The organism is Leptospiraceae bacterium (genome assembly GCA_016708435.1).
In the GTDB taxonomy this organism is placed as follows: domain Bacteria; phylum Spirochaetota; class Leptospiria; order Leptospirales; family Leptospiraceae; genus UBA2033.
Window position 1 is genome coordinate 166,395 of sequence record JADJFV010000034.1, and the last position, 24,529, is coordinate 190,923.

Below are 24,529 nucleotides of genomic sequence, written 5' to 3' on the forward strand. Positions count from 1 at the left end.
TCACAGCAGTAGTCGCGTCTTTCATCTTCGTATGTTCGAGGTGACCGTTTAAAAGCTTCTTTCTCTGTGTCTCCGTGTCTCTGTGGCAAATAATCATTTTGCGAACATCTTCTTCAAATACTGGCCAGTGTAAGACTTTGCAACCTTCGCGATTTGTTCTGGTGTGCCTGTGGCAATTACTTCGCCACCACCGTCGCCACCTTCGGGTCCCATATCAACGATGTAGTCTGCGCATTTGATTACGTCCAAGTTATGCTCGATTACGACCATCGAATTTCCCCGGTCGACTAATGACTGTAATACGCTCATGAGTTTTTTTACATCGTCGAAATGTAAGCCCGTAGTTGGCTCGTCTAAGATATACAACGTTTTGCCGGTAGGGCGTTTAGAAAGTTCAGTTGCGAGTTTAATTCGCTGTGCTTCGCCGCCAGAAAAGGTAGTTGCCGCTTGACCGAGCTTGATATAATCTAAGCCTACTTCTTTAAGAGTATCTAATTTCCGTTTGACGATAGGGATGTTTTCAAAAAAAACAGAGCCTTCCTCGATTGTCATTTCCAAGACTTCGTAGATATTTTTTCCTTTGAATTTGACTTCGAGGGTTTCTTTGTTATACCGCTTGCCTTTGCACACATCACAGGTAACGTAAACGTCAGGAAGAAAATGCATTTCGATTTTTAGAATTCCATCGCCCTGGCAAGTTTCACATCGTCCACCAGAAACGTTAAACGAAAAGCGTCCCGGGCTATAGCCGCGAAGCTTTGCATCTTCGAGGTTTGCGAATAATTCCCGAATGGGAGTGAATAATCCTGTGTATGTCGCTGGATTGGAGCGGGGAGTTCGACCAATGGCAGACTGGTCGATATTGATTACTTTATCTAAGAATTGAATGCCTTCTATTTTTTTGTGTTTGCCTGCGACTACTTTTGTTTTATTGATTTTGTGTGCGAGTTCGTTGTATAAAATTTCATTGATTAATGTTGATTTGCCGGAGCCTGAGACACCGGTGATTACAGTTAGCATTCCAAGTGGTAATTCGACGGTTACATGTTTTAGGTTGTTATGATAGGCATCGATTATCTTGAGTTGATTGCCATTACCCGCACGTCTTTCTTTTTGCATGGGAATGGATTCTTTACCGGAAAGATATCTTCCGGTGACAGAATTTTTATCTTTCATGATTTCTTTGGGTGTGCCTTTGGCTACTATCTCCCCACCATGAACGCCGGCACCCGGACCCATATCCAAAATATAATCGGATTCAAGCATTGTCTCTTCATCGTGCTCGATTACAATAACAGTATTTCCGAGGTTACGCAAATCTTTTAATGTGTTGATTAATTTGGTGTTATCCCGTTGGTGTAAACCAATAGAAGGCTCATCTAAGATGTAGAGAACCCCCATAAGCTTAGAACCGATTTGCGTTGCGAGACGAATTCGCTGTGCTTCTCCACCGGAAAGAGTGCCAGCACTTCTATCAAGTGTGAGATATCCAAGACCAACATCGCGAAGAAACGTTAGGCGCTGATTGATTTCTTTAAGAATTGGAGTGGCGATAATTTCTTCTGAGCCTTTGACTGACAAACTAGAAGTAAACGCTAATCCACGCTCGACGGACATTTCTGTGAATTTGTCAATGGTTAAACCATGAAGTTTCACAGAGAGACTTTCTGCTTTTAGTCGTTTTCCTTTGCAGGCAGGGCAGGGGAGATTTGTCATAAAGGTTTCAAACCATTGACGCATGGAGTCTGATTTGGTTTCTTTGTAACGGCGATGTAAGTTAGGGATTACTCCTTCGTATTCTCTTGAAAATTCAAAATGTGAATCTTCTTTTCGAAAATCGTAGTCGATCTTGATGGATTTGTCTCCGTAGAGGATAACTTTCCTTATCTGCTTGGATAATTTTTCCCAGGGAGTGTTGTAATCAAATTTTAAACTTTTGGCAAGTGAATGAACAGTGGCTATATACCAGTAGCCCTGCGTTTTTCCCCAAACTTCTAAGCATCCTTCCATGAGAGAGAGCGCGGGGTCATTTACGATTAGCTCCTCGTCAAATTCTAATAGCGCGCCGAGACCATCACAAGTTTGACAAGCACCTTGCGGGGAGTTAAAAGAGAATATCCGCGGACTGAGTTCGGGCATTGTGATCGCATGTCCATTTGGGCAGGCAAGTTTTTGAGAGAAGGTGTGATCTTTTTTCCCGTCTTCGATGATGAGAGTTCCTTCGGATTGTTTGAGAGCTGTTTCGATTGAGTCGGCGAGTCTTGAGCCTAATCCTTTTTTCATGACAAGTCTATCGACAACAATTTCAATGGTTGACTTGAAAGTTTTTTTCAATACGATGTCTTCGTCTAAGGTTTTAATTTCTTTGTTGATTCGAACTCGATTGAAGCCGTCTTTTTTAATTTTTTCGAGAACGTCTTTGTGTTCTCCTTTTTGTTCGCGAATGATGGGGGCGATGATTTGGATTTTTGTGCCTTCGGGAAAATTTTCCACTTGTTCGACGATTTGATCTACTGAACGAGAAGAAATTTCAGCATCACATTCCGGGCAATGTGGCTTACCAAGTCTCGCGTAGAGTAGTCGCAGATAATCGTAAATTTCCGTAACTGTTCCAACTGTAGAGCGCGGATTACGGTGAGTAGTCTTTTGCTCGATAGAAATTGCCGGGCTTAAGCCTTCTATTAAGTCGAGATCTGGCTTTTCCATTTGCCCTAAGAATTGCCTTGCATAGCTCGAAAGAGATTCAACATAACGACGCTGTCCCTCGGCATAAATCGTGTCAAAGGCTAAGGACGATTTGCCTGAACCGGAGAGACCTGTGATTACTACTAATTTGTCTCTAGGAATGTCTACGTTAAGATTTTTTAAATTATGCTCTCTTGCGCCGCGAATTTTAATAAATGAATCTGCCATAGATACAGAATTTTCCATAAATGGTTAGAGTCGATAAAAAAAACCGAAGGCCTTATTTTTGCTTTAATAGGATTTTATGGAATAAAGGTTTGGGCGATTCGTAAGCAAACCGGATTTTTACTTCAGTGAAAGCGATGAGTGTAATGGTTCGCTTCCGACCGCGCTTTCGCCTCCTGTCAATTTCTTTCAAACGTTTTAGAATTCTACGAAAGAAATTGACAACGGCTCAATCACTATCGCATAGAAATAGAAGTATTTTTTAGAGCCTGTGGCTTCTTCGATCAGAGTGATAGAGGTAACAGAGACTGTGTAAAAACATGAATTTTTCAAATAGAGCACTGAGAAAAGAATCAATAAAATCAATACTCTCTGTTTGCTCTTCGAAAAATATTTTCTTTGCTTTTTACAAAGGCTCAGGCTAACTCTGGTTAAATAACAAATTTTTTTTAATTTTTTTCTGCACATTTTTTCAGTTTCAAACCTAATTATAGTAGGGAGAAATAAATATGAAAGAAGATAAGTTAGAAGAAGTTTTGAAAAGAGTCGATGAAAAATTGAAATTATTGAAAGAAGAAGAAACAGTGAATAAGAAAGGAATTTTTAGAGACGGTAAAACTTTTAGCAATCAGGAAAATATTTCTACTGAGCCGAATGCGCGTCTAATAGAAGTTAGCTCTTCTCTCATGATTCCCGAAATATATTCCGAAGCCTTAAAAAAGAAATTAAAGAAGTATAAAGGCTTTAAGTTATATTTGCATTATCTGCTTCGAAAATACGATATTCATATAGTGAATGGGCTCATCCCGAACTATTCGAATGTGACGACTAAATATCAGGAAAAGGATCAAGAATTACTGAAAGTCGGGATTCGTCCGTGGGGATCGGATTGGGGAGAGCTTCAACTTCTTAGGTGTAGCCATGGTGTTTCTATGTCCGCCATTTTCGTATACTTACTAAAAGCCGACTCTCTCGATTTTGCGAAAACCGTTTCTGAATTTCTAGTAAAAGCTGGAATTCCAAGTTTACCCAATCTTGATTTCAACGGAGAGATACGCTTAGAGCAGAAAAAGTTCTTTTTTCGGAGAGTTTTTAGATATCAAGAGAGTATATATAACTAAAAAACAAACATAATATCAATAAAGCGCAAAATCACCATTACCCCCAATCTAACCGATAGGCGAAGCTATACACTTTTCATTTTTCACTAAATTCTCTTAAACTCACCCGGCATCAAACCTCCAAGCGCAACTTCACCAACACGAATTCGAATTAGACGAAGAGTAGGAAATCCAATCGCTGCCGTCATTTTTCTCACTTGCCTATTTTTTCCTTCCCGGATAATAATGCTTAGCCACGAAGTAGGAATATTTAACCTCTTTCGAATGGGTGGATTTCTTTCCCGTAAAAATTCTGGTTCAACGACAAGCATTGCTTTTGCAGGTTTATAAATTTCAGTTTGAGTTCGAATTCCCATTTTAAATTTAGACAAGTCTTCATCCTTAGGAATCCCTTCCACTTGAACTAGATATTCTTTTTCGATTTTTTCCTCTGGGTCAGTCATTTTCTGGATATAGCGAATATCGTCGGATAATAAGAGTAGTCCCTCGCTATCATAATCCAATCTCCCGACTGCTCTTGGCTTTTCGGGCAAATGGATATAATCCGCTAGTGTTTTCTTTTCGTCTAACGGTTTAAATTGGGACAATACTTGAAATGGTTTATTAAAAGCGAGATAGATCATGGTATATATGGGCTTTGAAGTAGTTACCTTCGGGAAAGGTTGTTATGATAGGGTGATCAATTTCATTTTGTAATCGGATAGGATTTTTTACTTTTCTACCGGATTCTGTAATCGCTTCTTTGCAGATCTTTTCGAAGTCATTTGGGTGAATTCGATTGGAACAGGAACATAGAATTAGCGTTCCTTTTTCTTGTAGATGCTGCATTGACTCTGCAATGAGTCTTTTGTAAATCTGCCTTGCGGTTACTTTGTCTTTGTCGCTAGCTGTCAGACTGGGTGGATCGATGATGATTACATCAAATTTTAATTTAGTTTTTTCTAATATCGATTTTAGTTGTTTAAATATATCTGCTTTGAAGATTAAATGCTTTCCAATTTTAAAATCATTGGCATTCTTCTCAGCTGAGTCTTTCACATCTATTTCAGGCTCAGGCAAATTTAAATTGGATATATGAACTGCGATTGCTTTTCGACTATCTTCTATGGAAACAATTGAATTGGCGCCTGCCTTTTCGAGGCAAATAGAAAGTAGCCCGTTAGATGAAAAAAGATTCAGGACTTTTTGTTCAAGAAAAGAGCCTTATCTTTTATTATATAGTCTCTCAAATTTCGTATGTCATTGTACATTCCCGACTTTTGTCCAAATGGATCAATGAAATATTGTATATTTCGATATAGAATCTCGACTCTTTCTGGCTTTGTTCCTCTCAGGAGTCTATAACCGGAATCTTTTGATTCAAAGCCCTTTCTATTTGGACTTGCAAGAATCATAATTCTGGGTTTTAGTTTTACCTGTGCTTGTATTAGAAGTTTCGAATATACGAATCTACTAATATATCTGGCAAACGAAGCAAGCGATGTAGAATAAAACATGACTACAAGACATTCCCCATGTCCATCAATCGTCACTCCGGGCAAATTGTCATTTTCCCCGTGAACCCAACGTAAACTATTTGTATATTCAAGTAGCGGGAGTCTTTTTTCTATCCGCTTCATAATCTTTTGTCTAAGTATTTCGAGAGTAAAATTCTCTCCAAAGTAAAATATCCGAACTGCAATGAGTCCTGTCTTTGCGTAAATCCCGACTCCTAGCTCCTTGTTTCCAACTCCCAGGAGTAACACCCAATCTCCATCTTGTAGATTTTTCTCGTAACGGGAAAATTTATTTCGAAATATCCAGGGGTGTCCACTTAGAACTAGCATCGCAGTGGCATTTGTGAGGTTAATAGGGATTAATTTTTTCAATGATTGATTTGTTTGATTTAAACTTAAAACACCGCGAAAGCGATGGTAGTGGGGAGTCGCCGGTCCTAAAGACACGGCGACCGATTAGCCACGGACAGCGCGGTCAGCATTTTTATGCGGTTAATACTGATTCATTACTACGCGCCAAATGCTGATTCGCCCCTAAGCTTTTTTCTTAGCGTCTTCGTAAGAAGTTTCTGTTGGACCTGTGTAGATTTGGCGTGGGCGTCCGATTTTCATATCTGGAGCTTCGATCATTTCTTTCCACTGTGCGACCCAACCAGGTAAACGTCCCATAGCAAACATTACAGTAAACATGTTCACAGGAATTCCGAGAGCTCGGTAAATAATTCCACTGTAAAAGTCAACGTTCGGGTAAAGTTTTCTCTCTACGAAATACGGATCATTGAGGGCAGCTTCTTCCAATTCTTTTGCAATGTCTAGAAGTGGATCTTTGATTCCCATTTTTAACAGAACATTATCACATGCTTTTTTGATAATCTTTGCTCTCGGGTCAAAGTTCTTGTAAACTCTATGTCCAAATCCGCTGAGTCGGAAAGTTGAATTTTTATCTTTTGCTTTTGTTACAACTTCTTTTACAGACATTCCACTTTGCTTGATTTCAGTTAGCATCTCAAGCACTTCTTGATTTGCCCCACCATGTCTTGGTCCCCATAGAGCGCAGATACCGGAAGAAATTGCTGCATAGATATTTGCCAAGCTAGAGCCAACAAGGCGAACTGTCGATGTCGAACAATTTTGTTCATGGTCAGCGTGAAGAATTAAAAGTAAATTGAGAGCCTTTACAATTTCAGGGTCGATTGAATAATCTTCTGCTGGAACAGAGAACATCATGTTCAAAAAGTTTCCACAATAGTCTAGGGAGTTTTTTGGATGAACTGCTGGCTGACCGATAGATTTTTTGTAAGAGAAAGCTGCGATCGTTGGAAATTTTGCTAGTAGTCTGCGAATAGAAATTTCTCTGTGTTGTGGATTTTCAGGATCATAGGAATCCTGGTAATACGTAGATAGAGATGCAATCATACAAGACATGATCGCCATTGGATGTGCGTCTTTCGGAAATCCACTGAACAATCGTTTTAAATCTTCGTGTATCAGCGTATGTTTTGTGAGAGATTGATTCCAAACTTGGAGTTCATTGTGGCTTGGTAATTTCCCATAGATTAATAAATGAGCTACCTCTGTAAATGTAGATTTTTCAGCGAGTTGCTCAATTGGAATTCCTCTATAGCGCAATATTCCGAGTTCCCCATCCAAAAAAGTAATCGCGCTTGTGCATGCTCCCGTATTCAGGTAACCACTGTCTATGGTAACATACCCACTTTGTCCTCTTAGTTTTGTTATATCAATTGCTTTTTCTTTTTCTGACCCTTCAATTACGGGTAATTCGTATTCTTTGTCGCCAATCTTGAGAATTGCCTTTTCTGCCATTTTTGTCTTCGTCCTTTTTAGAAAATTTAGAATTCAAGTAGATATAAAATTCTAGTGGAAAATTAGTAAAACAAAATTTTTCAAACCTAGATATTAAGTGAATTAAATGGTTTACATTTTAGTTTTCCTTTTGCCAGAGTTATAGCCATGCAATCATCCAAGTTTTTCTTAATTTTTTTCCTTATTGCGTCCCTCCTTCTTCCTTTGCATTGCAAGAATAATAAAACTAACAATTTGCAACAATTACTAGTAGGTGCAGTTCTATTATCTAATGTCCGAGCTCCACAGGGACAATCGAATAATTGTAACACCACAAATTTTTCTTCTGATACTGCTGATGATCCACTTTTTACATCCGAATGGCATTTGAATAATTCGGGAGAAGATTTGAATTTGGGAAGTCTCTGGTCAACGAATCGAGGAGAAGGAATTCGCGTTGCAGTCGTTGATGACGGACTCGATATTTATCATGAAGATTTAATCGCCAATGTCATTCAAGGAGCTAGTTACAATTATGGTTCCGGTTACTATGGATTTGCCGATTCTATTTCAGATCCTTACAGCGTCGAAGCCTCCCATGGAACTGCAGTTGGTGGTGTAATTGCTGCTCGCGATAAGAATGGATTAGGTGTCGCTGGCATTGCACCCCGTGCTTGTCTTGTAGGGTATAATGTTTTAGTCAATGCAACAGATGCAAACCAGGGCTCTGCAATGACATACAATGTCACGGACGTTGCTACTTCTAATAATAGCTGGGGCGCCACGGATGGAACTGGAAAGACTGCCGCCGCTTCTTCTATTTGGCTAGATGGGGTTAATACTGGTTTAACCACAGGAAGAGGAGGGAAAGGCACTCTCTATTTTTGGGCTGCCGGAAATGGGGCAAATGCGAATAATGCGACAACCTTTGGTGGTCTTGAAACCGACAATTCCAATCAGGATGGGCAAGCAAATTATTACGGAGTGGTAGCTATCTGCGGTGTAATGGATAATGGAAAGAGAGTCTATTACTCTGAAAAAGGAGCCAACCTCTGGGTTTGCGGTTACTCGCAAAAAACCACTTACTCCACAACTCAGGATGGAATTTGGACAACTGATATTTCGGGGGTAAATGGTTATAATCCGCTATCGGGTGATTTTCTTGCTTCTGGCTATTCTCAGAGTAGACAATTATCAAATCCAAATTATAGTAAAATCTTTAATGGAACATCTGGCTCGGCTCCCATGGCTACTGCTGCCTCTGCTCTTATTATCAAAGCTAATCCAAATCTTGGGTGGAGAGATGTTAAATTAATTCTTGCTGAATCGGCAAGAAAAAATGATCCCACTGACTCTGATTGGTTAACAAATTTTGGCTCTAAAATTTCAAGTCCCGGCACTAATTATAATATCAGCCATAAATATGGTTTTGGGGTAATTGATATTAGCCGTGCAGTTACTCTGGCTAAGACCTGGACGAATGTGGGCAGCCAGCTTACCTTCGATTCAGGAACAATTACAACGAATTCTCCTTTTAGCAATAACACCACATTAGCCGCTGGCGCCTCTAGCTCACTAACGGTTACTTCTAGTAATACTCCAATCACTAAAATTGAATTTGTTGAACTGACTCTTACTACGGCAAGTGCAGACGCTTCCGATTTAGAAGTTGTGCTTACTTCTCCTTCTGGAAGTTCAAGCACTCTTGCCGAAGCTCATGTCTGTTCCTCCGGCGCAAATACTATGCCATCATCAACCACCCAACTAGGTTCATGTGGAAATTATTCTGGTTGGGTATTCGGATCAGCCAGGCATCTTGGAGAAAGTCCTGTAGGACAATGGACATTACGCGTTGCCGACAGAAGAATTGGAACAGGAGATTCTACCGGTCGTAGTAATGGTGGAATCTTCTACAGTTGGAGAATTAAATTTTACGGAAGAGCAAATTGATAACTCACCATGTAAGAAAATAAAAGTATGGATTTATTTTAGGAAATCAAGAATATTAGAAAAATCAAATAAATCAATAAAAAATCTAGCCCGCGGCAGCGAACCCACCGTTAGGTGTAAACCCCAACATCAGCGCTGGGAACGCTGGTCGCTCACCTAGCGAAAGGTGAGTTATTAAATTTCTTTTGGAGGAAAATAAATGTTTCAGAATATAATTCAGTTTTTTATGTATAGAATTCTCTTTTGTTTTATTATGTTTGGTATATCTGCGTTATCCGCACAGACAAATCGGTTTATATGGCAAGAGGGAGAGAGGCAACACACCGTTTACCTGAATTCTAATTTTGTGGCAGAAATTCAATCACAGGGTAATCAATCGCAAGAAAAAAAAGCTAGAATTCTTTCTGTCACCGATGCAAAACTAAAATCATCTCTCTTAAAAGGCTCTCTTCCCAATACGCATAAAGGAACTTATTCAGAAGTATTCGAAGAGGGCGAAGGCGGAAGGAAAATGACCTTGCCCGGCGATATTTTTATTGAGTTTGACTCTGATTGGAATGAGGATAAGGTCAAAGACTGGGCTCTCAGAGAAAAGTTGACCATTGTTCAAAAACTGAATTCCACAAAGAATTTGTATCGAATTCAGTCTGCTACAGGTGTTGAAAGCCTTCTTTTGGCTAACAGTCTTTTGTCGCAATCAGGAATTAAAGCTGCATTTCCAAACTGGTGGAGAGAGTCTGTGAGAAGATAATTTTAATTAGCCCTAAAGAAAAGGGAAGGATTATTCTTCCACTTTCATTCCCAATTTCTTTTTGAGTTCTATGTTTTCTTGAATCAGTTCTTTTATTTCTTTGTCTGTATACTCGAAAATTCGATTCTGTGCTTTTATAATTTTATCCATATGCATTTCTTCAATGCGAGAAAACTGCAAAGCTTTCTCCGTTGCTTCTTGAATTTCAATCGCTTCTCTCAATTCTTTCTCGCGAAGTGTATCCAATTTTTCGTTTGCCTTAAGTGTTTCAACAAGCTCTAGCATTTCTGCATTTCTCATTTCATTTACTTTTTCCATTGCCTGGTTTACTTCTTGGTTGGATAATTTAATCTTAGCCTCATACTCGAGCATTTTTTCAAATGCTTTGATTATATCCTGTGAGTTCTTATACTCTGTGTGTGCAAGTTCAAACAACCCTTCGAAAAATCCAATATTTGCAAGACAGCCCGCTCCAATTTCTATTGCCGATGCTTTGTAAAACTCAGCCTGAATTGTTCTATCAATAATGAGTCTGACTTCTTTTTTACGAATTGGGCTTTCTAATATTTCATAGTTGCCTTTAATAGACTGATTGACCTTTAGATTTTCCTTTCCTGAGGGAGCTATAAGTAACAAAGTAATTTCTGGTTTGTTACCAAAAAGTTTTAGAAAGTTATATTCAATCGATGACCATTCGGAATTATCTACGCTCACGAACAAAATATTTATCTCTTCTGGATTTAATTCTATACTTGCATAGTCTTTCAGAGCGACATTGTTGATTAGTATTGCAAGTTTAGGATGTTTCCATAAATCGAGAGGGAATTCTTGTCCATTTGAGAGATTCCAGATAATTGATTTTTTCATACAGTCACCTTTTTCTATTTTGATTTCATAATTACACGAGTTTGATTTTTTAAAAGCACAATTTATTTACTATTCCAATCAATTTCTGATTTACGAAACAGATTCCTTTAAAAATCTAATTTACCATATTCATACACCTTAGTTTATTACTATATACTAACAATTTTACTTCTTACAATTTCTAATGTATTCATGACTTTCGCTTGGTATGGTCACTTAAAGTTTAAGGAAATAGAATTATGGAAAGTAGTTCTTGCAAGTTGGAGCATTGCATTTTTAGAATACTGCTTTATGGTTCCCGCGAATCGCCTGGGTCATGGTCAATTCAATGCAACGGAGTTGAAAACAATTCAAGAAGCAATTACTCTCGTAGTGTTTAGTTTATTCAGTATTTTTTATTTGAAGGAAGAGTTTAAATGGAATTATGCGGTGGGATTTTTGATGATCGTTTCGGCGGTCTTTGTTATCTTTCGAAAGTGGTAAAGGAGTTTTAATATGATTGAAGTTTTCTCTTATAATCTATTTTCAATTCGGTCTCTGTTTGGTGACTTTCGCTTAACAGAAAAAGAAAAAATATCCTCTATTAGCACAACTTCTACGGAAGTCAAAAAAGGAACTCTATTCATACCTCTCCGTGGAAATAGAGACGGTCATGAGTTTATACCCGATGCACTCTCGCGTGGCGCTATTGCATTTCTTTGCGAGAAAGACCATCCCATTTTAAAAGAACTCAACTTTGAAGAAATCCAAAAAGCGATCATTGTGGATAATACTCTTTATGCTCTTGGAAAAATCGCAGCCTTTCATCGCAATCGATTCAATCCTCTTGTGATTGGTATCACTGGTTCTAGTGGCAAGACAACTACAAAAGAACTCATGGGTCTAGTCGCCCTGCAGATTGGTAAAAACCAAGTAGTGATAACAGAAAAAAATTATAACAATGAAATCGGAGTTCCTTTTACTCTATTTCGAATCAATGAAAAAACGAAGATTGTTGTATGCGAAATGGGAATGAATCATAGTAGGGAAATAGCACGATTAACCGCTATCGCTCGTCCCGGTATTGCACTTGTCACAAACGTAGGTCCCTGCCATATCGAAAACCTAGGCTCGTTGGAAGGCATAGCTCACGCCAAGGCAGAAATTATCGAAGGAATGCCAGAGCGGAGTATATTATTTATCCCCGAGACTGTTTTACATCGAAAAATATTTCAAGAGAAAGCAAAACAGCAAAAAGTAATTCTTAAAAATTTTTCAGTTAAAAAAAGTCATGATATGAAAATAGAACAAGTCTTACCGGAAGGTTTTGAGTTAAATCTATTTGGTAGTAAATTGAATTGGAATATTCCCGGAGAAAAAATTCTAGAGAATCTTTCGGGAGTAATTTCTGTTGCAAAAGAATTAAATTTTAATCCAGATGAAATTAGAAAGGGTCTTTCTACTTATAAAGCCAAAGACAAAAGATTTGTAATTGAAAAAAAGCATTACCGACTAATCAATGATACCTACAATGCAAATCCAGATTCAATGGAATCCTCACTCACATCTCTCAGGCAAGTTGCCTTGGCTAATCCATATTATGCGATTTTAGGAGACATGAAAGAGCTTGGAAAATTTTCAAAACTTTATCATTTGCAATTAGGTTTGTTTTGTAAAGACTTAGGTCTTTCTGGATTAATTACATTTGGAAAAGATGCACAGTGGATTGCAAAAGAATATTATAAAAACAAAAAGAAAGAAAAAATCCTTCATTTTATTGACTCAAATGAATCGATTGAAGCTTTGATTGCTTATGTAAAATCGGAAATTCCAAAAGGAAGTTTTATTCTAGTGAAAGGTTCAAGGTCTATGAAAATGGAAAGAATAGTAGAAGGTTTATCATTTTGAAAATAAAAAAAGTTTCGGCAAATAAAAAAAGCATTTCTCCAATCGTCGCAGTCATCATGGGTTCTCATTCTGATTATGAAACTATGAAAGAAGCCTGCAATATTTTAGAGAGGTTTGAAATTCCTTACGAAAAAAAAATCGTATCCGCTCATAGATCACCCGAATTGATGTTTGAATTTGCGAAGTCTGCTTCTAAGAGAGGCTTACAAGTGATTATCGCTGGAGCGGGAGGGGCTGCGCATTTACCCGGAATGGTTGCCTCGCTTACTACACTTCCAGTGCTTGGAGTTCCCGTTCAGTCGAAATCACTCAGTGGACTAGATAGTCTTTATTCGATTGTGCAGATGCCTGGTGGAGTTCCCGTTGGCACACTTTCTATTGGAACGGCTGGTGCGGTAAATGCTGGTTTGCTTGCAGTTCGAATTTTATCTCTGGGGAATAACAAGTTAGTGAAAGCTCTCGAGTCTTATCGAGAAGAAATAATGTTAGCCGCTCTTGCAAAGGAAAAGGATTTAAAGTGAATAGAAAGGACGATAAAATATTACTTCCAGCCAAATCGACATTAGGCGTTATGGGAAGTGGCCAGTTGGGAAGAATGTTTGCCCAGAAGGCGAAAGAAAGAGGATATGCGGTTAAATGCTATTCACCCGAAACAAATACTCCAGCAGGCAAAGCAGGTGTGATTGAAGTTGTGGGTAATTACACTGACTCTGAAAAATTAAAAACATTTTTACGATCCATTGATGCTTTAACGTTTGAGTTTGAAAATATACCGGAAGCTGCGCTCCATACAATTGCGGAAGTAATCAAAGAAACCGGACTTAGAGTTGCTCCTTCTGTAGAGTCGATTCGAATATCGCAAAATAGATTTAAAGAAAAAGAGTTTTTCAATCAAAGAGGACTTAAGACTACTTCTTATTTGTATTTAAACAACATCGAGACACTTTATTCAAACCAGGACAAACTTCAATTTCCGTGCATATTAAAGACCAATCAATTTGGCTACGATGGAAAAGGGCAGGGTAAGTTTCAAAATTTTTCTGAGCTAGAACTATTTTTAAAATCACAACCAAAGATTGATCATATTGTAGAGCAGATCGTAAATTTTTCCTGTGAAATTTCCGTAGTCGCCTGCAGATTTCAGAGCGGCAAAATGTTATTTTACCCTCCGTCCGAGAATACTCATAAGAATCATATCTTAGATATATCTATTCATCCGGCAAGAGTCTCCGATGAAATAAAATCAAAAGCAATGGAGGCTACAAGAGTATTGCTGACTTCACTCAATTATGTAGGGGTTCTTGCACTAGAATTTTTCGTTACTGAAAAGGATGTAATATGCAATGAATTTGCTCCAAGACCTCATAATTCAGGTCATTTTTCGATGGATGCATCTCGATTTTCTCAATTTGAATTACAATTGCTAACTCTTTGTAATTTAGAATTGGATATGGATCATTTACAAACCAAAACTTGCGTCATGAAAAATATCATTGGCTTTGATTTCATGGAAAAAGAAAAGATGTATACCGAGTTTTTAATGAGAAATGATTATCGCCTTCATCTTTATCAAAAGGACGAGGCAAAAATCGGAAGAAAAATGGGACATTGGAATTATCTAGGAAATAAATCTTACGATGAAGCATTTCCTGAATAATTGAATTTATTGATTGAAAAAAATAGATTTAAAATTACAAAGACTATGTAAGCTCTGTGTATGATAATCAGAATAAAACTACTTTAATAAAGCTCTTTGATTGTCGAAGATGTAATTAAAGTAACATTAGATTTTTCTAATATGGTTTACCGGAATACTACATAGACTCTTTGAAAAATTATAAAATTGGATTATAGAATCATGACAAAAAAAATAGCCTTAATATTCTTATTGCATTTACTTTTTTTTAGTTCTACCTTGTTCTCTGAGACTATCCTTTTAAGGAATGGACAAATCATTCAGGGAAAAGTATTAGGGCATGATTCAGAGTCTGTAACGATTAATACGGAAGGCGCAACAAAGGTAATTCCCAAGAGCACTGTTCATAAAGTTATTTTTTCGTCTAATTCAGCGGATATACAAAAAATAATTCAAGAAAAGAAAAAACAGGCAAAGTTACAGAAAAAATCCGATTCGGACAGACCGGATGACGATGAGGAAATATCCTCCTTAGAAGAAATGGTCGATGACAAACAAGATATTACTAAGAAGGTCAGCATGCTTGAACAAAAAATCGACAAGTATGAAAAGAAAATTTCAAACTTACGAAGTAAAATCAGTAAGCTGAAGCAGAAAATTAAAAGTAAGTCTAACGCTGAGTAGGCGTTACTTTAAAAGCTCTTTGGGTAACTTGAAATTCATTGAGTCCTCTCTAGAGTCTGGAAAGTTTTCTACTATTACATCTGGATAGAAACTTAGAATTTTTGCGATGATCTCGTCAATCAATACTTGTGGAGAGGATGCACCGGCAGTAATTCCCATTGTTTCTATATCCAAGCGATCTAAATCTTCTTTTTTTATTTCATCTGCAGAGCTGACTCGAAATGACTTTGCTTTTTTCTTTTGAGCAAGTTGGACCAATCGCATTGAGTTAGAGCTATTAGGCGCTCCTATCACTAGCATTGCATCAATGGAATCCATCATTGACTCTACTGCTTCCTGTCTTTCCGTTGTAGCGTAGCAAATATCGTCTTTATCGGGATGCTCTACACTTGGGAAAACTTCTGCAATTTTATCGATTACTTTTTTTGTGTCACTCACCGATAGAGTTGTTTGCATTAAGTAGGTCAGTGGTTTATTCGGATTAACCTTTCCTTTAAGAGACAATACATCTTCTTCGGACTCAACTAAGAACATTTCTGCTTCGCCCATAGTTCCAATTGCTTCATCATGTCCTTCGTGTCCAATGTATATAATTTGGTGGGTTTCTTTTAACTTCTTTGCCTTTCTATGAACTCTCGTTACAAGAGGACAGGTTGCATCCCCAATGCGCATATTTTTATCTTTTGCAGTCTGAACAACTTCTGGTGAAACACCATGTGCGCTGAAAATTACAATGGAACTTTCAGGTGCTTCATCGAGTTCATTGATAAATTTAATTCCTTTTTTTTCCATATCATTTACGACTCGCCTATTATGGACAATTTCTTTACGCACATAGATTTGCTCGTTTTGATAAATAGAATGAACATTCTCCACGAAGGATATTGCATATTTGACGCCAGCACAAAAACCGCGCGGATTGGAAAGATATATTTTATTCAAGGGGGATTCCTTTTATTCTTTAAAACTATAAAGTTATTCTTTTTAAATCTTAGACCAGATGCAATCAAAAATTCTCAATAAATTGTAAAGGAAAAAAGAAGCAAATGAGAAGAACTTTTTTTTCCTTGCGGAATACAAAGTTCCCAAGAGTTAATCGCGTCTCTCTCAATTTTCGTATTTTGAAAAAACTCTTTGTCATTGCCATTCAAAATCGAAAAATGAATTTTTGATTCCATTTCATTAATGAATTTTAAATCAAAAGTTATCGGCTTATTTTTCTCTATGCCAAAGTCCAGTTCTTTTGAATTCATATACAACTTATGATTTTCAACTTCTAGTTTTAATAGAGTCTTTGAATTTGAACTCATTACACCCTTTAGGTAAAATAGAATTATCCGCTCACTACTATTTTGATCGGAGAAAACGGTTGTGATTCTTTGTGTGTCTTTTTTTAGTTTTTTACAGACTCCTTGCACTAAGGAAGTTGGATAAATTGGAAAGCCAATGTTTGCATCTACTATTTCTTTTTTGGATGCAGAATAATTTCCATAGAAACCATCTGGAATTTCTTGTGGATTCCAATCATTGAAGTCCACTGTTATAAAATTACTTAGTTTTGAAATTTCTTTCTCAAATGATTTTGCCTTTGCCGAATTGAAATTACTTTTTTTTAAGAAAGGAGAAAAAATCCATCCGACTGTGTCCGTCTTCCAAACATATATTTGAATCCACTTTCCCGTTTTGTTTCCTATGCTGGTAGTGTTATAATCAGAGTCTACTTGAAAGACTTCTTCTTCATTTAGTTTTCCAATATTCGCATTTTCAGTGCCAGGACCTGATCGCAAATTTACATTAGTCCCTTCTGAAATAAAGAAATGATTTTTTAAATCTGTCTCGTCTTTGCTAGCTAGAAAATGTAGAATTTGAATAAATTTTTCTTTTGCTTCATCACTTAGGCTTATGATAATGCCTAGTTTCATTGATTCAATCCACACTGCCTTAAATTCTTGTAAGAAAAGCCTTGGATCTATTTCCAAAATATCCATTAGTAAAAAACTATTTTCCGAAATTTCATTCGTGCTGAAAGTATATTTGAATCTATCCAATATTGATTTGTTTTTATAGTATTTTGAATTTGTAATAGATTTTTCATAGATATCATCTATCGTTGGTAAATTACCATTATCCGTAGTAATGATTTTTATTTTTAAGCCAGTCTTAGTTTCTAAACTATGGAAGTATTGTTTATTTGAATACTTTTCTTCTGTCTTTTTTTTTCGTAGAAAACTTTGAAACTTGGAAATACCTTTAGAGCTAAGGTAGAGCTCTTCTTCTGTTAGCTTGGATTTATTCTTATTGGAGAATTCTAAAAGTTTTTCGTATTCCTCTTTTTCTAACCAGTTGTTTATTTTTTCGAGATTAGTCTTGGAACAGCTTGTAATGAGGATAATGAGTAATGGGAATAGAATTTTATACATTGCATTTTCTATTTTATAAAAGAAATTAATCATGGCAAGTAAAAATGGCTGATAGATAAGTTATATCCGCGCTGGTCTTGGAACAATTCCTTCTTTGTTTTACAAAAGCAGCGCGAAGTGATTGATTGGAAATTATTTAATGCAAATAATGGTTGTTATTCTACTGGGTTGATGCCTATTTTCTTTTCAATTTCTTTAATTCTAGAAGCCCATTTATTGAATGTAACTAGATGTTTTATATTCACACGAGCTTTTTGAAATTCAGCGAAGGTCATTCCCCAATCCCAGCCAATATAAACGTCTGGCTTTTTAGGAGATGTTCTCATTCCCGTTCCTCCGGCAACGATTGTTCCCTCCGGCACATTCAAATGATCGCTAATGCAACATCCGCCGCCAATAATTACACCGTTTCCAATTGTAGTGCTACCGGCTACTCCTGATTGTCCAGCTATTATAACATTATTTCCTATGATGACGTTATGCGCAATATGAACCATATTATCAAACTTACAACCACTACCTATAATTGTATCAGCTAACCCACCTCTATCCACTGTGCAATTTGAGCCGATTTCGACATTGTCGCCTATGATTACCTTTCCGACTTGTGGGATTTTATGATGAATTCCGCCTGAGGCTACAAACTTAAAACCATCTCCGCCAAATGTAGAGTTGCCAAAGACTGTAAAATTATTTCCTATCTTTATTTCTCTATGAAAGACACAGTTCATACCAATGCGGGCGTTGTTTCCAATTGTAACATTCTCTCCTATCTTAACCCCATCTTCTAGAATACAATTCTCTCCAATTTGAGAATTTGCTCCAATGACAACAAAGTGGCCGATGCTTGTACCTTGTCCAATCTTAGCTGATTTGTGGATAACGGCAGTTTCCGCAATTACCCCGTCGGGTTTGGGAGAAGGATATATGAGTTCTAAAACTTTTGCCAGTTGAATATCTACATTGTCTACTACTAAGAGAGGATAATTAGAGATACTCCCTGAAATCTCTTCATTGACTATAAGAGCAGTAGCCTTAGTTTTTTTTGCTTCCGCCAAATGTGATTTAGCTGACAGGTAAGAAATGAATTGCTCTTGGTTCGCATTCAGTGGTGCTACAGATGTGAATCGCACGGATTCAGGATTTTCCGTGTTCAAAATTTTTGAATTCGGGATTAGTTCGTATACTTGCTTTAGGGTAAACTCTTTCAATGGTTGGTCTCCTTAATTTCTATTCCATTAATTTAATTAATGTAAAAAATTTCTAGTCAAATTATATTTTGTTTTTTCTGAATTAAAAAGATTTACTATCCTAGTCATATTTCGAGAATTTGTTTCAAAGGAAATACCCTATAATGACTGATAGGCAAATTATATCTGTGAATCCACTGATGCAAACTTTCCTTTCAATGAAAGCGCTCTTTTAGTTCTTTTCGTAAAATCTTACCGGATAGATTTCGGGGAATTTCATTCACAATGAATATCTGGCGAGGAATTTTAAAGCTTGCAAAAGAATTCTTAGCAAAACTCCTTATTTCAGGATAATCAATATTAGTTCCAGGTCGTAGAACTAGAAATGCTGTGACTATTTCACCGTATTCGTTGTCTGGAATTCCGACCACAGCCACATCTACAATATTCGGATGTGTGGCTAATACGCGTTCTACTTCAATGGGATAAATATTTTCTGACTTTGACAGAATCATATCATTTTTCCTATCGAATAGAAATAAATACCCCTCTTCATCTAAAAGTCCAATGTCGCCCGTATGAAACCAATTTTCATCATCGAATTCTTTTTGCTCTAACCCATGAGAGTTTGTATATCCTGAAAATACATATTCCCCCTTAATACAGACTTCACCCAATTCATTTACTTTCGCTTTTTCTCCACTTTCTTTCTTTATACAAATATCCATTTCGGGAGAAGGTTTTCCAACTGAGGATAATCGGTGTATGTCTTCTTTAGTTGCGCCATCAGCAAGTCCTTTCTCCTGCACATCAAAGCGAAGTAAGGATGAAATACCACTCGTCTCCGTCAGTCCATAGGCACCTGTGAAGTAGCATTGAAAAATCTTTTTCGCATTTCTTAGAATGATTTCTGAAATGGGAGATCCACCATGCTGAATATTTCTAAGACTAGAAAAGTTAAGCTTTCCTAGCTCTGGCAAATGTAAAATAGCCTGTAGCATGGCTGGAACGAGTAGAGCGTTCGTAATTTTTCTTTCTTCAATTGCTTTAATTACGAGCAATGGATCAAATTTTCTAAAGAGAATATTCTCTCCTCCGATATAAAGGGTTAATAGCGAGTATCCAACACCACCGATATGAAAAAATGGGGCACAAACTAGGTTAATAGAATCTGCACCGAAGCCCGGAAGCTCTGTCGCCAGATTTCTAACTACAGAAAGTAAATTCTTGTTAGAAAGTGGAACTTTTTTGGGAAAGCCTGTCGTTCCAGATGTATACAATTCAACGAAGATATCTTCTTCTGATACGAGGATGTGTTCTTTAAAAAAAATCGAAGAAAAAGAAGTGGCATTTACGGATGATAAAAGTATTTTCTTAGTTTCAATTTTATTTGCGATCTCTTCAAATTCGTTCCCGTAGAATAGAGTTTGAACTTTGGCATCGACTAGAATAGATTCAATTTCCCGCGGAGTAAGCCGCCAATTAAGGATAATAGGTATTGCCCCCAATGCGTTTGCAGCAAATAGTAAGAATAATGTGGAAGGAGTATTGAAGTCTAAAATGGAAAATTTATCTCCCTTCTTTATTTCTAAAGATAATAGATAGTTTGCGCTTTGGTTTGTTGATTTGAGTAAATCAGAATAGGAAAAAGATCTTCCTTCAAAGAAAAGAGCTTTTCTATTTGGATGCGTATTGGCTCGAAATTTTAAAAGTTCATAAATTGTTTTCATAATTTGAGTTTTCCTTGAGTAGCATACTGAATTCCCCATCCTAGATTGTAGCCTGCGCATACTGGAATGTTTACTCCGGTGATATAGGAAGCAAGTGGACTAGCTAGGAAGGATACTGCATGAGCTACCTCCTCGCAGGTTCCTGCACGACCAATTACATTCATCTTAGAAAATGTGCTGATTAAATCTTGTGGATAATTATCATTTGTCCCAGTAGTTAGAATAATTCCAGGCGAAACCGTATTAGCCGTGATTCCAAACCTACCTTCTTCTATCGCGAGTGTTTTTATTACGGATTCTAGTGCTGTTTTCTTAATAGAGTAGGCTGCTTGCCCATATCCACCTAGACTTGCTGTCATCGAACTAATTCCAATCCAACGTCCGAACTGGTTTTTTCTTTGTTGTGGAATACAAATAGGAAAGAGATGAAATAAATATTTTAAATCTTCTAGTATTAATTCGGTAGAATTTTCTTTTAATACAGAAAGTTTTTCAGAGGGAGTTCGAATGTATAAATTTGCAACGATTACATCTGGTATGCCCCACCGAGTTATCGCTTCAATAAGCCGCTCGATGCTTTCGTCTTTTGATAAATCAACTGCTAAATAGGAATTATCTAAAGTAGGCAGTGACTTTACGAGTGTGGATAAACCTTGTTCTCCCCTTGCCACTGCGAAAATGCTCGCACCTTGATTAGATAGAAATTGTGAGCAAGTTCTGCCAATTCCTTTACTGCCGCCGAGGATAAGTGCTCGTTTTCCTTCGAGTGAAAAATTTTTAACGAATTCTGTGTTCATGTTTCTTTATAAATTGCTGCTCCAGCAGAATACCCTGCACCTGCTGTCACGAGTAGAATATGCATTCCTTTCTCGATTCGTTTCGAACGGTAGGCAAAGTCCAGCGAATACGGTAGAGTAGCCGACACAATGTTCGCAGTTTCAGATATTGTAACAACTACCTTTTCTAGTGGTATATTCAGATTACTCGCAACGGCTTTCATAATTCCGAAATTTGCCTGGTGAGGGATTAGCAAATCTATATTACTTGTGGATAATCCAACTTCTTTGCAAACTTGGATTGAAAGCTGAGTCATCGCATCTATTGCATCATTGAAGATTTGTTTTCCATCTGCATTCATTTGAACTGAATGTAGATTCCTTTTTACAGTCTCTACGCTTGCCGGCATCGCACTTCCGCCAGCGGGGGTAATAATGTTATTAACCTTCGTTCCGTCTGTCCAGAGTTCGCAAAACAATAGTCCTTCTTTTTTTTCACACGCACTAAGCACGACAGCCCCCGCCCCATCTGCAAAGATTGGAAGTAAACGCGTGTCATCCTCTCGTGTAAAACGGGATTTTACATCAGCACCAATTACTAGAACATATCTCAATCCTGTTGCTATTAACCGCATCCCGTGATCGAGACCAAAAATAAAACTGGAGCAAGCGACTTGTTTATCTTCTGCCGGGCAATCAGCATGAAGCAGTGCTTGAACGTTAGACGCTGCTGCCGGGGATGTCCAGTCAGAGGTCGAGCTACAAAATAAAATCCTGTCCAAGTCTTTGGGATGAATCCCAGCTTTTTCGATTGCTAGTCTGGCAGCCTCATAGCCTAGATGACTTGCGGCTATACTTGGTTTTGCGAAATGTCTTTGCTTGATTCCTAGGTTTTCTTGGATCCACTTATCGGTAGAGTCGATTGGAAATTTGTTTAAAAGTTCTTGGTTTGTAATCGGTTCTCCAGGAAGAAAGCTACCTGTTCCTAAAAATTTAACACCTGGGTTTTTCATTCCTCTTGTCTTAGTAAAGCTCATCCTATTTCAATATCTCCATAGAATTCCGCCCCAGGCAAGTCCACCGCCTACAGCGCATAACAGAAAGTAGTCTCCTTCTGAAATTCTATTCTCTTTGATTGCGTCACTTAGTGCAATTAAAATACTTGCTTGCCCACAGTTGCCATATTCTTTTACTTTATTTATTACTCTATCTTTTGAAATTTTTGCTGATCTACGACCGATTTCGATTAGCTTGCTATTGACTTGGTGCGGGACAAAAGCTTTTACTTCTGAAGGCTTGACAGATGAATTCTGTAAAAGTACTTTAGGAATTTGCTTCCATTTTTTCTCAATGATTGAATTCAAATCCGAAGAGCTTTTAAATAAATATTCTCCCTTCTGCAAGGCTTCTTTTGATGGTGGCAAAATTCCGGGAACGCCCATTTTATCTGAATAAGAACCATTAGAATCCAAGTAATAAGACTTGACTCCTTGTTTTTTATTTTGCGTGTAACCAAGAATAACCGCTGCACCGCCATCTCCCACTGCATACAAATATTCTTTAGGTGCAATGCTAGAAAGTGTTTCACCAGATACAATGATTACATTTCCTTTTGTTGCAGAAACAAATTGACTTGCTATGACTAACGCGTATATGCCAGAAGAACATCCAGCCTTCATTTCAAAGGAAGCGCATTTTAAACCTAATCGTCCCGAAACAATCGCACCGAGGGATGTCGTATAACGGTGCGTTGTAGTAGATACAGCAATCAATAAAGAAATATCTTTCTTATTTAATTTAGATTGCAAAATTGCTTTTCTTCCTGCGTTTTCCATCAAGTCGGCGGAGGTTAGTCTCGATTTGCCTTTGGAGTCCTTTGGAAATTGAACCAAATACCGTTTTCTAAATCCGTATTCTTTCTCATAGTAGTCTGGATCTAATTTCTTTTTTCTCATTTCATCGATCCAATTTTTCCCGTGGATAAGTTCATGTATCTCTTCATTCAATACCCATTTGCCGCTAGCAGGAAATGCGTTCGCTGTACTAATAATTTTAACACATGGAATCGAGCTTCCGTGAATTCCAGTTATTTTATTCATAGGTCTCTATTTTCTCTAAGAAGCGTGGGAAGGCTTTGGCAAAACAGGATACACCCATATGCATTGGGTCGATGAATTCTTCGCAATAATTTTTTGGATCATTTACATTTACAAAATGAGATGAAATTCCCTTAGAATCTTGTAAGAATTTTTCCCATACGGCGGGTGTATTTGTTTCTGCTATAGATTTGACTGCATCCGGATGAAGCGCAGGAAACCAAAACACGATAGGTATATTGTTCTTCTTGGCTTTGGCAAGTAGCAAATGAGCATATATCTCTAAATCAGGAGCAACTGAATAATTAGTAAAATTTATTTTCAAGACTTGAAGTAAAAATTGACTTACGAATGCGTTTCCTATGTTTTCTTTTCCCACGTGAAAACTTTCGGGAGTGTTCTCTGAATCTTCGTCTATTCCGTAATGATGAATGAATTTTTGAAAATATCCATGTAAGAGGTTTGAGGTCTTGTTAGGCTTTCCGATTTTTTTATGACTAAGAATAAAAATGCGGCTAATGAGAATTCTCCTAAAATGCTCAAAAGGAATTTCCGAAAAATGCTCGAAGACAAACGATAGCGGTACTGCATTTGTAATTTCGGAGATATAATAAGGACTATTTGCATTAAAAGAATTGGGAGCTAATTCTACTAAAATTAAATTGGGTTTTACCCCTCGATCTAACATTTGGTTTAACCGCACATAGTGGCTAAGAACTGTTACTCCCGGTGTAGCGAAGTTAAGAATCTCCCAATCCTTTACTCTGGCTTTATTTTGCTCGGTAAGTTTTTCAGTTGCGCCTAAATACAGTTTGCTTTTATTAAAGTAAAAACCATAGGAGAGAGACGAACCAAAGTTAAACGCAATCTTTTTCTGATTTGCAACAGCAGATTCAATTCTTTCCTGTATCGGAAATTCATCGTTTTTGCTTGCTTCAAAGAAAATTTCAAGCCCTATTTGCATACAGCAATCTTGAAAAATAGGGACTAATGCAAGTTTGTCGAAAAGGAAAAGGAAAAGCAAAATTAGAATTGGAAGGATTGTATAGTTTTTTCGATTCATGTTTTTTTAAATCATCATTTCTTCGAGACACGAACGGTCAAATTATTTTTAATTCAGTAGGTTTCTATCTATATTTCTATGATTAAATGCGCCTTGACGAGTAGAATCGAGAGTTAAAAGTATATTTATTTAGTTAAAAATGAGGTATT

At 37.3% G+C, this 24,529-nt stretch carries 22 protein-coding genes; 8 read left to right on the plus strand and 14 right to left on the minus strand.

Annotation, left to right across the window (positions count from 1 at the left end):
* Positions 1-93: 93 nt before the first annotated feature.
* Positions 94-2,913, minus strand: coding sequence for an excinuclease ABC subunit UvrA (uvrA, locus tag IPH52_23515; GenBank protein MBK7057963.1), 2,820 nt, complete (start codon positions 2,911-2,913; stop codon positions 94-96).
* A gap of 506 nt (positions 2,914-3,419) precedes the next feature.
* Between uvrA and IPH52_23520 the strand changes: the two genes are divergently transcribed.
* On the plus strand, positions 3,420-4,031 hold the full coding sequence (locus tag IPH52_23520) for a DUF1564 family protein (GenBank protein ID MBK7057964.1): 612 nt from the start codon (positions 3,420-3,422) through the stop codon (positions 4,029-4,031).
* An 86-nt stretch (positions 4,032-4,117) separates the two neighbouring features.
* Here the strand turns inward: IPH52_23520 and IPH52_23525 are convergent, their stop codons facing one another.
* The 4 genes from IPH52_23525 to IPH52_23540 all read right to left on the minus strand — a co-directional run bounded on the left by IPH52_23525 (position 4,118) and on the right by IPH52_23540 (position 7,351).
* On the minus strand, positions 4,118-4,651 hold the full coding sequence (locus IPH52_23525; protein MBK7057965.1) for a pseudouridine synthase: 534 nt from the start codon (positions 4,649-4,651) through the stop codon (positions 4,118-4,120).
* Complete coding sequence (locus tag IPH52_23530) at positions 4,635-5,210, minus strand: methyltransferase (protein MBK7057966.1); 576 nt, start codon at positions 5,208-5,210, stop codon at positions 4,635-4,637. The genes IPH52_23525 and IPH52_23530 overlap by 17 nt, the downstream gene beginning before the upstream one ends.
* Positions 5,207-5,899: a hypothetical protein gene (locus IPH52_23535; GenBank protein MBK7057967.1), complete on the minus strand. Its 693-nt coding sequence runs from the start codon at positions 5,897-5,899 to the stop codon at positions 5,207-5,209. Before IPH52_23535 ends, IPH52_23530 begins: the two co-directional genes overlap by 4 nt.
* A 162-nt stretch (positions 5,900-6,061) precedes the next feature.
* Positions 6,062-7,351 (minus strand): citrate synthase, encoded by a 1,290-nt coding sequence (locus IPH52_23540; protein ID MBK7057968.1) that lies wholly within the window; start codon positions 7,349-7,351, stop codon positions 6,062-6,064.
* Between the two features lie 234 nt (positions 7,352-7,585).
* On the opposite strand from IPH52_23540, the gene IPH52_23545 reads away from it, so the two are divergent.
* Positions 7,586-9,280 (plus strand): S8 family serine peptidase, encoded by a 1,695-nt coding sequence (locus tag IPH52_23545; protein ID MBK7057969.1) that lies wholly within the window; start codon positions 7,586-7,588, stop codon positions 9,278-9,280.
* A gap of 199 nt (positions 9,281-9,479) precedes the next feature.
* Positions 9,480-10,031, plus strand: coding sequence for a hypothetical protein (locus IPH52_23550; protein MBK7057970.1), 552 nt, complete (start codon positions 9,480-9,482; stop codon positions 10,029-10,031).
* A gap of 30 nt (positions 10,032-10,061) precedes the next feature.
* On the opposite strand, the gene IPH52_23555 is transcribed toward IPH52_23550, so the two are convergent.
* The gene (locus IPH52_23555) at positions 10,062-10,898 is read right to left on the minus strand and encodes a hypothetical protein (GenBank protein MBK7057971.1); all 837 of its coding nucleotides are present in this window, start codon (positions 10,896-10,898) and stop codon (positions 10,062-10,064) included.
* A 153-nt stretch (positions 10,899-11,051) separates the two neighbouring features.
* Here IPH52_23555 and IPH52_23560 point away from each other — a divergent pair, with 153 nt between their 5' ends.
* The 5 genes from IPH52_23560 (at position 11,052) to IPH52_23580 (ending at position 15,105) form a co-directional block, all read left to right on the plus strand.
* On the plus strand, positions 11,052-11,381 hold the full coding sequence (locus IPH52_23560; GenBank protein MBK7057972.1) for a DMT family protein: 330 nt from the start codon (positions 11,052-11,054) through the stop codon (positions 11,379-11,381).
* Positions 11,382-11,393: 12 nt separating this feature from the next.
* The gene (gene murF / locus IPH52_23565; GenBank protein MBK7057973.1) at positions 11,394-12,785 is read left to right on the plus strand and encodes a UDP-N-acetylmuramoyl-tripeptide--D-alanyl-D-alanine ligase; all 1,392 of its coding nucleotides are present in this window, start codon (positions 11,394-11,396) and stop codon (positions 12,783-12,785) included.
* A gap of 32 nt (positions 12,786-12,817) precedes the next feature.
* A complete protein-coding gene (gene purE / locus IPH52_23570; protein MBK7057974.1) occupies positions 12,818-13,306 on the plus strand; it encodes a 5-(carboxyamino)imidazole ribonucleotide mutase in 489 nt (162 codons plus the stop codon).
* On the plus strand, positions 13,303-14,442 hold the full coding sequence (locus tag IPH52_23575; protein ID MBK7057975.1) for a 5-(carboxyamino)imidazole ribonucleotide synthase: 1,140 nt from the start codon (positions 13,303-13,305) through the stop codon (positions 14,440-14,442). Before purE ends, IPH52_23575 begins: the two co-directional genes overlap by 4 nt.
* A gap of 201 nt (positions 14,443-14,643) precedes the next feature.
* A complete protein-coding gene (locus IPH52_23580; GenBank protein ID MBK7057976.1) occupies positions 14,644-15,105 on the plus strand; it encodes a hypothetical protein in 462 nt (153 codons plus the stop codon).
* 3 nt (positions 15,106-15,108) lie between these two features.
* On the opposite strand, the gene ispH is transcribed toward IPH52_23580, so the two are convergent.
* From ispH to IPH52_23620, 8 genes are all read right to left on the minus strand, one after another.
* Positions 15,109-16,047 carry a 4-hydroxy-3-methylbut-2-enyl diphosphate reductase gene (ispH, locus tag IPH52_23585; GenBank protein MBK7057977.1) on the minus strand — a complete coding sequence of 313 codons (939 nt, stop codon included), beginning with the start codon at positions 16,045-16,047 and terminating at the stop codon, positions 15,109-15,111.
* A gap of 74 nt (positions 16,048-16,121) precedes the next feature.
* Positions 16,122-17,525, minus strand: a complete 1,404-nt coding sequence (locus IPH52_23590; protein ID MBK7057978.1) for an SH3 domain-containing protein — start codon at positions 17,523-17,525, stop codon at positions 16,122-16,124.
* 155 nt (positions 17,526-17,680) lie between these two features.
* The gene (lpxD, locus tag IPH52_23595) at positions 17,681-18,736 is read right to left on the minus strand and encodes a UDP-3-O-(3-hydroxymyristoyl)glucosamine N-acyltransferase (GenBank protein MBK7057979.1); all 1,056 of its coding nucleotides are present in this window, start codon (positions 18,734-18,736) and stop codon (positions 17,681-17,683) included.
* Positions 18,737-18,930: 194 nt separating this feature from the next.
* Positions 18,931-20,445 carry an AMP-binding protein gene (locus IPH52_23600; GenBank protein ID MBK7057980.1) on the minus strand — a complete coding sequence of 505 codons (1,515 nt, stop codon included), beginning with the start codon at positions 20,443-20,445 and terminating at the stop codon, positions 18,931-18,933.
* Positions 20,442-21,242, minus strand: coding sequence for an SDR family oxidoreductase (locus IPH52_23605; protein ID MBK7057981.1), 801 nt, complete (start codon positions 21,240-21,242; stop codon positions 20,442-20,444). Before IPH52_23605 ends, IPH52_23600 begins: the two co-directional genes overlap by 4 nt.
* Positions 21,239-22,234, minus strand: coding sequence for a ketoacyl-ACP synthase III (locus IPH52_23610; GenBank protein ID MBK7057982.1), 996 nt, complete (start codon positions 22,232-22,234; stop codon positions 21,239-21,241). Before IPH52_23610 ends, IPH52_23605 begins: the two co-directional genes overlap by 4 nt.
* A gap of 30 nt (positions 22,235-22,264) precedes the next feature.
* Entirely contained in the window at positions 22,265-23,320 is a 1,056-nt protein-coding gene (locus IPH52_23615) for a hypothetical protein (protein ID MBK7057983.1), read from the minus strand.
* Positions 23,313-24,380 carry a DUF1574 family protein gene (locus IPH52_23620; GenBank protein MBK7057984.1) on the minus strand — a complete coding sequence of 356 codons (1,068 nt, stop codon included), beginning with the start codon at positions 24,378-24,380 and terminating at the stop codon, positions 23,313-23,315. Before IPH52_23620 ends, IPH52_23615 begins: the two co-directional genes overlap by 8 nt.
* Positions 24,381-24,529 lie beyond the last annotated feature (149 nt).